General features: G+C 31.0%; 9 protein-coding genes. All 9 read left to right on the top strand.

Annotated elements, in window-relative coordinates:
- Nucleotides 1–6: 6 nt before the first annotated feature.
- The 9 genes from BT151_RS11245 (at nucleotide 7) to BT151_RS11205 (ending at nucleotide 13,662) form a co-directional block, all read left to right on the top strand.
- Nucleotides 7–1,341, top strand: coding sequence for a vanadium-dependent haloperoxidase (locus BT151_RS11245; protein WP_072402184.1), 1,335 nt, complete (start codon nucleotides 7–9; stop codon nucleotides 1,339–1,341).
- 1 nt (nucleotide 1,342) lies between these two features.
- Nucleotides 1,343–2,254: a GyrI-like domain-containing protein gene (locus BT151_RS11240; RefSeq protein WP_072402183.1), complete on the top strand. Its 912-nt coding sequence runs from the start codon at nucleotides 1,343–1,345 to the stop codon at nucleotides 2,252–2,254.
- Between the two features lie 168 nt (nucleotides 2,255–2,422).
- Nucleotides 2,423–4,156, top strand: coding sequence for a glycoside hydrolase family 13 protein (locus BT151_RS11235; protein ID WP_072402182.1), 1,734 nt, complete (start codon nucleotides 2,423–2,425; stop codon nucleotides 4,154–4,156).
- Between the two features lie 16 nt (nucleotides 4,157–4,172).
- Nucleotides 4,173–6,308, top strand: a complete 2,136-nt coding sequence (locus BT151_RS11230; protein ID WP_072402181.1) for a glycoside hydrolase family 97 protein — start codon at nucleotides 4,173–4,175, stop codon at nucleotides 6,306–6,308.
- A gap of 31 nt (nucleotides 6,309–6,339) precedes the next feature.
- On the top strand, nucleotides 6,340–7,683 hold the full coding sequence (locus tag BT151_RS11225) for an MFS transporter (RefSeq protein WP_072402179.1): 1,344 nt from the start codon (nucleotides 6,340–6,342) through the stop codon (nucleotides 7,681–7,683).
- A gap of 15 nt (nucleotides 7,684–7,698) precedes the next feature.
- Nucleotides 7,699–8,931, top strand: a complete 1,233-nt coding sequence (locus tag BT151_RS11220; protein ID WP_072402178.1) for an MFS transporter — start codon at nucleotides 7,699–7,701, stop codon at nucleotides 8,929–8,931.
- Nucleotides 8,928–10,793 (top strand): alpha,alpha-trehalase, encoded by a 1,866-nt coding sequence (locus BT151_RS11215; protein ID WP_072402177.1) that lies wholly within the window; start codon nucleotides 8,928–8,930, stop codon nucleotides 10,791–10,793. Before BT151_RS11220 ends, BT151_RS11215 begins: the two co-directional genes overlap by 4 nt.
- Before the next feature lie 194 nt (nucleotides 10,794–10,987).
- Nucleotides 10,988–11,914 (top strand): carbohydrate kinase family protein, encoded by a 927-nt coding sequence (locus tag BT151_RS11210; RefSeq protein WP_072402174.1) that lies wholly within the window; start codon nucleotides 10,988–10,990, stop codon nucleotides 11,912–11,914.
- 5 nt (nucleotides 11,915–11,919) lie between these two features.
- Nucleotides 11,920–13,662, top strand: coding sequence for an alpha-amylase family protein (locus BT151_RS11205; RefSeq protein ID WP_072402172.1), 1,743 nt, complete (start codon nucleotides 11,920–11,922; stop codon nucleotides 13,660–13,662).
- Nucleotides 13,663–13,666 lie beyond the last annotated feature (4 nt).

The following is a 13,666-nucleotide window of genomic DNA, read 5'->3' as shown; positions in this document are numbered from 1 at the left end:
TTGATTATGAAATTGAACAAAACATTCTTGCTTTTAATTACTTTAATGATTTCGGTAATTGCTTGTAAAGATAATTCACAACCTATAGAAATTACACCAGATGAGTTTCATAAATCTGTTGATAGAGTAGTAGATATTATGGTACATGACATATTTTCTCCGCCAGTTGCTAGTAGAATATTTGCTTATCCAAATATTGCAGCCTATGAGATTATAGCGCAACAAAATCCTGAATACAATTCGTTGGCAGGACAAATAAAACATTTAGGAGAAATACCTAAAGCAAATTCTACTAAGAATATTAATTATCAACTAGCTGCTTTAGTTGCCCATATGGAAATGAGTAAGAAGTTGATTTTCTCAGAATTTAGAATAGAAGAATATAGAGATAGTTTATACCAAATTTGGGAAGCCAAAAACCCATCTCAATTTGAAGATTCAAAAACATATGGTTTAGAAGTGTCAGATTTCATTACAGAATGGATGAATAAAGATAATTATCCGCAAACAAGAACCATGTCTAAGTTTCGTGTAGATTCTGAAGCAGAAGAACGATGGCAACCAACACCACCAGCTTATATGGATGGATTAGAACCACATTGGAGTAAAATACGTCCGTTTGTCTTGGATTCTTCAGCACAGTTTAAACCTATTCCCCCACCAAAATTTTCAATGGACGAAAATTCAGCTTTTTATAAAGAATTAAGAGAGGTTTACGAAACAACTAATAGAATTGTTAAAATAGGAGATGAATCTGAAGAAGTGCAAATTGCTCAATTTTGGGATTGTAACCCTTATGTTTCAGTAACACGTGGGCATTTAATGTTTGCCACTAAAAAAATAACTCCTGGTGCACATTGGATTGGGATTACTAAAATCGCATGTAGAACAGCTGGAGCTGATTTTGATAAAACAATTTTTGCTTATACAAAGACATCAATAGCCATTGCAGATGGATTTATAAGCTGTTGGGATGAGAAATTCCGAAGTAATTTAGTAAGACCAGAAACTTTAATAAATAATCATTTTGATGATAAGTGGAAGCCTATTTTGCAAACTCCACCTTTTCCAGAATATACTAGTGGTCATTCAGTTGTTTCAGGTGCATCAGCTATTATTTTAACAGATATATTTGGTGATAATTTCAGCTTTTTAGACGATACTGAAACTCGTTATGGGTTACCAATAAGATCTTTCAAATCATTTAATACAGCAGCTCAAGAAGCCGCCATTAGTAGAATGTATGGAGGTATTCATTATAGAGCAGCCGTTGAGGTCGGTATTGAACAAGGAAGAAAAGTTGGGAATTTAGTGGTTGATAAGTTAAAAATGAAAAATTAGTATGTCTCGTTTAAAATTATTTAGAGTTTTATTGTTAGCTGTTTTTCTTGTTGTAGGTATTTGGTACTTTTTTATTAAAGATTATAACTATAAAGTAACTTTTTCAATTTCTCAATCGCCAGGAATTATTTATAATAGTTTGATTCAGTGGAATAATGGAGAAATACCAAATAACAAAGTTGTTACAACACTAAATCAAACACCATTTAATGAAGTTAATCAAAACCTATTTCTTGGAGATTCTGTTTTAAAAATTAATTGGTCATTAAAAAAGAAAAACGATTCTACAACTATAGTTACAGCTAAATTTAAAGACGAAAAAAATAGCTTTAAACAAAATTTGCAGGTACCATTTTATAATAATGTATTTGTAAATCAGAGTATTTCAGCCGTTAAAAATTTTTCAAAAACACTTATTCAAAACAAAAAAAATTATAAGCTATCTGGTGTTACTCATGCCAAAATTCCACCTCAAAATTATGCTTATATAACTTTACAATCTTCACTTAATGATAAAGCAAGCGTAATGGTGAGGAATATACCAACAATTATGAATTATATTAAGGATAACAATATTCAACTTGCTGGAAATCCTTTTGTCGAAATAACTAATTGGAATGTAGAAAAAGATAGTATCAAATTTAATTTTTGCTTTCCAATTGAAAAAAGAGAATCTTACCCTGAAACATATCAAGTTCTTTTTAAACAAACAAAAGAAAAAGAAGCATTAAAAGTTGTTTTTAATGGGAACTATAAAATTTCTCATATGGCATGGTATCAAATAATTGACTATGCAAAAACTAACAATATTAATACAGACAATTTGCCAGTTGAGTTTTTCTTAAATGATCCTCACGCAGGAGGCAATGATTTGGAATGGCTTGCCGAAATTTATGTTGGAATTATAGACTAATTGAACAGTTAAAAAGTTTATAATTAATTAAATTGTTAATTTGTTAAGCCATTCGAAAACGATTTCGACAAAACATAGCCTTTTAATACTTCAAAAATTGTAAATTATGCTAATAATTAAAGAAATTGTTAAGCATCTCTTACAAATCAGTTTTTAATCAATTATAAAATGAAAAAAATAGTCCTATTCCTATTAACTTTAATATTAATTAATAGCTGTAAAGACAATGAAAAAGAAGTAATTGAAGTTGCACTTGACAATTCTACATGGTGGAAAGAGGGTGTGCTTTATCAAATTTATCCGCAAAGTTTTAAGGATACAAATGGTGATGGTTTTGGAGATTTTAAAGGTGTTATTGAAGAATTAGATTATTTAGAAAGTTTAGGGATTACAATGGTTTGGATGAACCCTTTCTTCGAATCTCCCTTGGTAGATAATGGATATGATGTAAGTGATTATAGAGCTATTCATCCAAGATATGGTACCATGGAAGACTTTCAAACAATGCTTAATGGCATGAAAGCTAGAGGTATTAAATTTGTGCTAGATGTAGTTGTTAACCATAGTAGCGATCAGCATGAGTGGTTTAAACAATCCCGTAGTTCAAGAGATAATCCTTATAGAAATTATTACCATTGGTGGCCTGCCGAGAAAGGAAAACCACCGCACAGACATAGTCTTTTCGATCCCGAAGGCGGTTGGGATTATGATGAAACTACAAACGCTTATTACTTGCATACTTTCGCAGAAGCACAGCCTGATTTAAATTGGGAAAACCCAAAACTACGTCAGGAAGTTTACGATATTATGAAATTTTGGGCAGATATGGGAGTTGATGGATTTCGTATGGATGCATTTCAGTTTGCAAGTAAGGATACCACTTACCCAGAATTCCCAAAAGGTCATGAGAAAGATTTTATAAAGTGGTACGGCATGAGACCACAACTTCATGATTACTTAAAAGAAATGTATAAAGAAGTTATTGAACCCTATAATGTATTTGCTGTAGCAGAAGGAGCAGGAAGCACATTTCAAGACGCACATGATTTAGTAGATGAAGATAGAAAAGAACTTCAAACAGCCTATCATTTTGATTATGTTGATATGTCGAGAACTATAGATGGTTATAAGTTGGCCGATTTTAAAGAAGTTTTTACACGTTGGGATAAAGCATTTGCTGAGGAAGGTTGGGTTGCCATTTTCTTATCAAATCATGATAATTCAAGATTGGTAAACCGGTTTGGAAACACAAGTCCTGAGTTTCGAACAGTATCAACTCAAATGCTAAATACATTTCTTCTTAGCATGCGAGGAACTCCGTATACTTATTATGGAGACGAACTAGGTATGACAAATATTAATATGCCAACTATTGAAGAATATGTCGATGTTGCTGCCATTGGTGATTACGAAATGGCAAAAGCTCAAGGGAAAAATATGGATGAATTTATAAAACAACTTAACTACTATTCTCGTGAAAATGCGCGTACACCAATGCAGTGGAATGATTCTCTAAATGCAGGTTTCACAACAGGTACACCATGGAAAAGAGTAAATGAAAACTATAAAGAGATTAATGTTGCAGCTCAAAACAAAGACCCAAAAAGTGTCTTAAATCATTTTAGAAAAATGGTAAAGTTTCGAAATAATAACAAAGTACTAGTTTATGGAGATTACCAATTATTACAAGCTGAACATCCAGAAATTTATGCCTACATAAGAACTTTAGATAATGAAAAATTAATGGTACTTTTAAACTTTACAGACCATGATTCAAGTATCATATTACCTGAAATTAGTAAAATAGAAGATATAAATATCAATAATTATGAAGCATTAACAATAAATAAAGATGAGGTTAGCTTAAAACCATATCAAGCCGTTATTGTTTCAATTAAATAACAACTAAACTACCACTATGAAAAGATTTAAACTTCAATTTAGCATACTCGCAACGGTCGCATTTCTTTTAATTTCATGTAGTAAAACGGAAACAAGTTTTACTGTTAATTCACCTGATACAAACATTTCTGTAGAATTTGCATTGTCAGATTCAGGCGGACCTATGTATCTAGTAACATATAAAAGCAAAACGGTTATCGATACCTCTTATATGAGTTTCGATTTTAAAGATTTACCAGCTTTAAAAGACAATTTTAAAATTGTGAATTCAATAACTGGAACAGCAGATGAAACATGGCAAATGCCTTGGGGAGAACAAATTGATGTAAGAAATAATTATAATGAACTAACGGTAAATTTAGAAGAACAAAACGAAACTAAAAGAAAGCTAAACATTCATTTTAAAGTATATGATGATGGTTTGGGTTTTAGATATGAGTTTCCAGAACAAGAAAATTTAAAAGAAGTTTTAATCACAGATGAAAACACTCAGTTCAATTTAACAGGAGATCATAAAGTTTGGTGGATTCCAGGAGATTGGGATATATACGAGCATTTATATAACGAAACTAAATTCTCAGAAATTGATGCGCTTTCAAAGCAAAATGATCCAAATTTAAACGCTACTTACATTCCTCAAAATGCTGTAAATACACCCGTTACTATGAAAACTGACGATGGTTTATATTTAAGTTTTCATGAGGCGGATTTAACTAATTATGCAGGTATGACTCTAAAAGTTGACCATAAGAATTTAGATATGGTTAGTGAATTGGTAGGCTCAGATAGATTAGGTGGAAAAGCAAAACTAACTGTACCATTTAATACACCTTGGAGAACCATTCAAATTGCTGAAAAAGCTGGTGATTTAATAGAATCTAAAATGACATTAAATCTTAATGATCCAAATGAAATAGGAGATGTGAGTTACTTTACACCCATGAAATATGTTGGTATTTGGTGGGAAATGCATATAGGAAAATCGACATGGGATTTAGAAGGAAGCCAAGACATGAATACATTTACAACTGGAAAAGTTGGAACATCACGTCACGGAGCAACGACTGAAAATGCTAAAAAATATATCGATTTTGCATCTCAAAATGGAATAAAAGGACTTTTAGTTGAAGGTTGGAATACAGGTTGGGATAAATGGATTAATACTGATGATAGAGAAGGCGTTTTTGATTTCATGACACCATATTCAGATTATAATTTTGATGAAGTTATGGCTTACGCTAAAGAAAAAGGTGTTGAGGTGATCATGCATCATGAAACATCTGCAGCACCAAGAACTTATGAAAAACAAATGGATGTAGCTTACGATTTTATGAAAGCAAACGGCATAAATTCAGTTAAAACAGGATATGTTGGAAAAATTATTCCGAAAGGGGAATACCATCACGGTCAATGGATGGTAAATCACTATCATAAAGTTTTAGTAGAAGCAGCGAAAAAGAAAATAGCAGTTAATGCTCATGAGCCTATTAAAGCTACAGGAAAGCGAAGAACCTATCCAAACGCTATTGCAAGAGAAGGTTTAAGAGGCCAGGAATTTAATGCCTGGGCTAAAGATGGTGGAAATCCGCCAAATCATTTGCCAACAGTGGCATTTACAAGAATGTTAGCAGGACCAATTGATTTTACTCCTGGTGTTTTCAATATTAAGTTTGATGACTATAAAAAAGAGAATCAAGTCAATACCACATTAGCGCATCAATTAGCATTGTATGTTGTTATTTATAGTCCTATTCAAATGGCTTGCGATTTACCAGAACATTATATGGTTGATGGCAAAGTCCATCCTGCATTTCAGTTTATAACAGATGTTGGTGTAGATTGGCAAAAAACAAAAGTTATAGATGGAGAAGTGGGCGATTTTGTTACAATTGCAAGACAAGAAAAAGAAACAGGGAATTGGTTTATTGGAGGAATTACCAATGAAAATGAAAGAAATGAAACCTTAGTTTTTGACTTTTTAGATGAAGGAAAAACATATAAAGCCACAGTTTATAAAGATGGACCGAATGCGCATTGGGATAATAATCCTCAAGATTATTCAATTGAAGAATTAGAGCTTACAAAAGCATCTTCTTTAGATATAAAATTAGCTTCAGGAGGTGGTTTTGCAATTAGTATTTTACAAGAATAGCATTACCAATTAAACCAACCAACTTTAAGACATGAAATTAATTAAACCAAGATTATCTTTTTGGCAAATTTTTAATATGAATGTTGGGTTCTTAGGAATTCAATACAGTTTTGGATTACAACAAACAGCAATCAATCCTATTTTTCTTTATTTAGGCGCTCCAGAAGATATGCTACCTATTTTAAATATTGCTGGTCCAGTAACAGGATTGATTATTCAACCTATTATTGGAGCCATGTCAGATAAAACATGGTCACCACGCTGGGGCAGACGAAAACCGTATTTTTTAATAGGTGCTTTATTAGGTAGTTTAAGTTTGTTTGCATTTCCACATAGCCCTATACTTTGGTTTGCAGTAGGGTTACTTTGGATTCTTGATGTAGGAAACAATATGGCCATGGAGCCTTATAGAGCTTTTGTGGGAGATAAATTACCAGAAAAGCAATTAAGTTTAGGCTATCAAATGCAAAGTTTATTTGTTGGCGCTGGTATTTTATTAGCAAATGGATCAATTGTTTTGTTTCAATACTTGTTTGGAGGAGAATCAGTAGAAGAAGCAGGCACCATACCTCAATGGTTGTACTATTCTTTTTTTATTGGTGCTTTCCTATCTTTAGCCACCATTTTATGGTCAGTTTTTAAAACGCCTGAAATTCCACCTACAGATGAAGAATTAGAAGAAATAAATGAAATTAAAAGATTGCCATTAAGTCAACGTATATCTCAACCTTTTTTAGAAATTGTAAAAGCAATTAAAGAAATGCCAAGTTTTATGTGGAAAATTGGTGCAGTGTATCTTTTTCAATGGTATGCACTTTTTATTTATTGGCAGTTTACAACGCCTTTATTTAAATTAACTTTAGGCTTTTCAACATCAGAAGCTGCATCACAAGCTGCTAAAATGAGTCTAACTTATAATATTGTGACTATGTTAGTGGCACTCGCTTTAGTGCCTTTAACACTTCGTTTTGGTGGTAAAAAAGTGTACGCTTTAAGTTTGGTAGGCACAGCGATAGCTTTATTTGTTATACCTTATATTTCCGATCCAATGTTAGTGCTTGTACCAATGGTATTATTTGGAATTGGTTGGGCAGCTATGATGGGAATTCCTTATACGATGGTTTCAAAAATTGTTCCTCAAGATCGCAGAGGCGTTTATATGGGGATTTTAAATATGATGATTGTAATACCAATGTTTATTCAAACCTTGAGTTTTGGCCCTATTTATAAATATTTCCTTGGCGGTAACGCCATAAATGCGATGTTATTTGCAGGTGTTTTTTTTGTTATTGCAGCTTTTCTAGCTTTCCGCTTAAATGAATCGAAATCAAATAATGAAGAGGATACTTTAGTTTCATCAATTGAAAATCATTAATTAAAAGAATAGCTTATGAAAAATCTTGGAATAAAAATATCAATTTATCTAAACTACTTTGTCTTTGCTATTTTATTAAATAGTGTTGGGATAGTTATTGAAAAATCTATTGACGTATATAAAGTAACCGAATCTCAAGCTTCGGTTTTAGAGGCTTTTAAAGATTTACCCATAGCTATTGTTTCATTTATAATAGCCTCTTTTTTGCCTCGTTTTGGTTACAAGAAAGCTATGTTAACGGCATTGGCAATAGTGTTTGTAGGTTGTTTGTATATGGTATTTGGTAATACATTTTTTCATACCAAAGTTTTGTTTTTATCTATTGGTGTTAGTTTTGCTTTAATAAAATTATCGGTTTATTCACTTATAGGTATTTTAACAGATTCTAAAAAAGAACATGCTTCATTAATGAGTTCTATTGAAGGTTTTTTTATGGTAGGTATTGCTTTAGCCTATTTTTTATTTCCAGCATTTTATTCTTCAGATGAAAACTCATGGTTAAATGTTTATTATCTTTTATGTGGACTTATTCTAATTTCATTTGTTTTTCTACTCTTTTCAAAAGTTGAATATGAAGTTGAAGCTATTGGATCTAGTTTAAAAGACGATTTAAAGGAATCTGTAAAATTAATGGTTGTTCCGTTAGTATTAATTTTTATTATTTCAGCCTTTTTGTTTGTTATGATAGAACAAGGAATTATGACTTGGTTGCCAACATTTAACAAGAAAATATTTAACTTTAATTCTGTGTTAAGTGTTCAAATGGCAAGTATTTTAGCGCTTTCCTTAGCATTAGGAAGGTTTATTGCTGGCTTTTTAACAAAGTATATTAATTGGGTCGTTTTGGTTGTGGTTTGTGTTGTTATTTCTGGTAGTATTCTAATTTATATTTTACCGCAATTACAAGGAGATATTGAATCTGTTGGAGAAATCACAAGCTTATCAGAAGTGCCAACATTAGGCTTTATTTTGCCTTTAATAGGATTGTTTATTGCACCAATTTATCCGTTATTAAATTCAACCGTATTAAGTTCTTTGCCAAAAAGTTTACACTCACCAATGTCTGGTTTAATTATTATTTTTTCAGCATTAGGAGGAACAATTGGCTCAAGAATAGTTGGAGAGTTGTTTGAGAGTATTGGAGGTGCAAGTGCTTTTTACTTTTTATTAATCCCAATGGGCTTATTAATAATTTTCGTTTTACTTATTGATAGAATGTCTAAAAAACAAGTGGTAGCAAAATCATGATTTTCAATTTAAAAATAGAAGAAACTTTAAGTAAGTTATTACAACAGGAAGATACAGATGGTGATAAAAAAATCACCATTGAAGATAAAGGACCAAAAGCTTTTGAAATTGCTTCTGTAAATGGTGAAAGTTATACGGTAAAAGGAACTTATCAACTATCTAATTTACTGCAAGAACTCGTTATAGCAAAGAATGATGGTAATACGACTGCCGAAATTCCACTTAATAAAATTGATGAACAACCAGTAAGCCGTATATCTAGAATGATTCGCGATTATTACTGGAAAGGTTTAACAAGACGAATTGATGAAACTGGAGTTGAGAAACTTATTGCAGACACCAAAAATGAGGCATTAACAGCAGAAAGACTTCCAGTATATATTCCGTTTTATGATGAATTAGCTTTTAGTTATTATAAAAATTTAGAAAATAAATTATCTATTAAAGCTTGTAAGTTGCCCGAATTTATTTCACCAGAATATGTGAAGAGTTTAAATAACAAACCAGGAATTTTATCCTTAAAATTAGAAGAGAAAGACGGAGGAATTAAAGGTGTTCCGTTTGTTGTTCCAGGAGGAAGATTTAATGAAATGTATGGTTGGGATAGTTATTTTGAATCTGTAGGATTGTTGTTAGATGGTAAGGTAGATTTAGCAAAGGCTATGGCTGATAATTTTCAATATGAAATTAAGCATTACGGAAAAATATTAAATGCCAATAGATCTTACTATTTAACCAGAACACAACCACCTTTTTATACTAGCCTTATAAGAGAGGTCTATGAAGTTACAAAAGATATTTCATGGCTGAAATCACATTTAAAAACTGCCATTAAAGAATACGAAACAGTTTGGATGGTAGAAGGCAAACGGCTTACAGAGAATGGTTTAAATCGATATTTAGCTGAAGGTATTGGGATAACTCCAGAAGTAGAAGAAGGTCATTATGATGCCTTATTAAAACCTTTTGCAGATGAAACTAATTGTTCTATTGAAGATTATATTTTAAAGTACCAAAACGGTGAAATCCAAAACGATTTTTTAGATACTTATTTTCTTCATGACAGAACTGTTAGGGAATCTGGACATGATACATCATACAGAATAGAAGGCAATTGTGCCGATTTAAATTTGGTAGAACTCAATGTATTGTTATATAAATACGAATTGGATTTTGCTGAACTTATAAAAAATGAGTTTGAAAACACTTTTGAAACCAATTCTAAAATTTTTGATAGTGCGTATTGGTTAAATAAAGCCAATAAAAGAAAAGAACGGATTAATACCTTCTGTTGGAATTCAAATAATGGTTTGTATTTAGATTATAATCATGTTACAAAAACACAATCTATATTTATTGCAGCAACTACCTTTTCACCTTTATGGAGTGGATTAGCTAGTAAACAGCAAGCAGAAGCTTTGGTTAAAAGAGCATTACCACTTTTAAAAGAAAAGGGAGGAATTGCAGGTAGTACAAAAGAGAGTAGAGGAGAAATAAATGACTCAAGACCACATAGACAATGGGACTATCCAAACGGTTGGGCACCACATCAAATGATGATTTGGAAAGGGTTATTAAACTATAATTTTAATGATGAAGCTCAAGAGTTAATATATCGTTGGTTGTTTATGATTACTAAAAATGCTGTGGATTATAATGGCACGATTCCAGAAAAATATGATGTTGTAGATGCTACACATAAGGTTTTTGCAGAATACGGAAATGTAGGTACAGATTTCGAATACATTTCTCAGGAAGGTTTTGGCTGGATGAATGCATCTTATCAATATGGTTTGTCTTTATTAGAAAACAAGTATATCGAAAAGTTGAATAAACTTATAGATCCAGAGATTGTTTTCTAAATTCTCAATATTCCTTCATTTTAATTAATTTAGTAATTTAATTTAAAGTGTTTCAGGTTAGAGTTTTATAAATAAAAATGACAACCGAAAACGATTTAGGTTAAATATAGAGTGTTTTTTTGTGAGATTAATACAGTGTAAAAATCCTAATCGTAAATTGCTAAATAATTAAACCAATTTAGACTTAAATTAATTTGAAAAATATTGACATCCTTTGTGTTGGGGAGGTTTTAGTAGACTTTATTGGTCACCAAAATGGTGTGCAAATCAATAATACAAGAGATTATCATAGATACTTAGGAGGCTCCCCTACTAATGTTGCTATGAATTGTGCTAGACTAGGTTTAAAACCGATTATGGTTGCTACTGTTGGCGATGATGGTTTTGGAGAATATATTTTTAAAAGACTTACAGAAGTTGGTTTAAATACAAGTTATATAAAAACTATTGATAATAAACCTACTAGTGTCATATTTGTTTCAAGAACAGATAGTACGCCAGATTTTATACCTTACCGTGAGGCGGATTATCATATAACAAAAGATCAAATTTCAAAAGAAACTCTACTAAATACCAACATATTTCACACCACATGTTTTGCTTTAAGTAAAGATCCAGCACGAACAACTATTTTAAAAAAGGCTGAAGAAGCTTTTAATTTAGGTTGTAAGTTGAGTATAGATTTGAATTATGCTAAAAAATTATGGAGAAGTCAAGAAGAAGCTCTTAAAGTAATAAAAACGTATTGCAAATTTAATCCATTAATTAAGATTAGTGAAGATGATATGGAGCGTCTTTTTGAGAAAAAACTACCACATAATGAGATCTTTGAATTTTTCCATAACGAGGGTGTAGAAACGGCATGTTTAACACTAGGAAGTAAAGGTGTTAAGTTATCTCAAAAAGGAAAAGAACCTATTCAATTACCAGCTATTAAAGTAGAGAAAATAATGGATGCTACAGGTGCTGGAGATGCATTTTGGTCAGGTTTCTTATTTGCTTATATTAAAGAAAAACCCATACAAGAATGTTTAGAAGTAGCTTTGAAATTAGCAGCGTTAAAACTTCAAAACGTTGGTAGATTACCAGATAACATTAATATACTATCTAAACTTTTATAGGTGTTATGGAAAATAATAACCCAAACAGCATCATTTATAATGGCGTAATGCTAAACGCTTATCCAGATAGTATTGGGGAAAAACTAAGCGATACTATTAATATGCTTAAAATGCCAGAATTTAAAGATGTGTTTTCTTTATTTTATGTGTTACCTACTTTTTTTAATAGCGATTTAGACAGGGGTTTTTCAATTATAGATTATAATCTTAATGAAGACTTAGTTTCTAAAGAAGATTTAAAAGATTTAGAGCAGCTTAATATTCAATTAAAATTTGATATTGTTTTAAATCATCTATCAGTTGCTTCTCCTCAATTTAAGGATTTATTAAAAAGAGGTAATAAATCAAAATATAAAGATTTCTTTATTAATTGGAATGCCTTTTGGGAAGGCAATGGCGAGATGGGAACAGATGGAGTTATTATTCCTAAAGAAAAATTTCTCAACAAATTATTTATGAGAAAATCTGGACTTCCTATTTTAAAAGTTCTCTTTCCAGATGGCTCAGATCAACCTTATTGGAATACTTTTTATCAACAAATAAGTTATGATAAAATTAAAGTTTCAGATTTAAGAAGATTTAAAGAATTAAATTGTTGGAAAGCCGCTTTTATTTTTAAAAATATAAATAAAGCAGTTAAAGGTAATACAGATTTTAATAAAATTAATTTAGGAGATAGTAAGCATTTAAAAAGTGAAGTCGTTCAGTTAATAAATGAAAAGCGTTCATATTTAGGGCAAATGGATGTGAATGCAAAGTCAGAATTGGTTTGGGATTTTTATGAAGAAACATTTGCTAAATTAAAAGACTACGGATGTAAAATATTACGACTAGATGCTTTTGCTTATTTACATAAAGAAGTAGGTCAATCAAACTTTTTTAACAAGCCTGGAACTTGGCATTATTTAGAGCGTATAAAACAAATAGCAGATAAAAATAATTTGATGCTTTTACCTGAAATTCATGCAGAATATGGTTTGAATTTGCATGATGAGGTTGCAAAAGAAGGCTATCAAATTTACGATTTTTTCCTGCCTGGTTTAATGATTCATACTCTTGAAAAAGGATCAAATAAAGCTCTATTAACTTGGACTAAAGAAATTATAAGTAAAGGTTATAAAACAGTAAATATGTTAGGCTGCCATGATGGAATTCCAGTTTTAGATTTAAAAGGGAAAGAGGTTAATAGTGTCTACAATAAAGGGTTATTGGAAGATAATGAGATTGAAGCCATAATGAATAAAATTATAGAACGTGGAGGAAGAGTTAAAAATCTTTACGACCCTTCAGGTAAAAAGATTTCATATTATCAAGTAAATGCTACATTTTTTAGTGCTTTAGGAGAAGATGAACAAAAATTATTATTAGCTAGAGCTATTCAAATGTTTATGCCTGGAACTCCACAAGTTTGGTATTTAGATATTTTTGCAGGTAAAAATAATTATGATGCTGCTGATAAAGGGGGAAGTGGAGGACATAAGGAAATTAATCGAACTACATTATCAATAAATGATGTTGAAAATGGAATTAAAAAAGATGTTGTTATGAACCAGCTTGAGATTATTCGTTTAAGGAACACATCCAAAGCCTTTTTAGGTAAAATAAAAATAAATGAAGCGTTGGAAGATGAAATTGATATTACTTGGGCATTAAATGAAGATTATGCTCAATTAAAAGCAAATCTTAAAACATATCAATTTACCATAAATTATACTCAACCTGGTATAAATAAAGTTTTGTCTTATTAAAAAT

Origin of the sequence: Flaviramulus basaltis (assembly GCF_900114265.1) — a bacterium.
In the GTDB taxonomy this organism is placed as follows: Bacteria; Bacteroidota; Bacteroidia; order Flavobacteriales; family Flavobacteriaceae; genus Flaviramulus; species Flaviramulus basaltis.
This window is presented reverse-complemented; position numbering and strand designations above follow the sequence as displayed.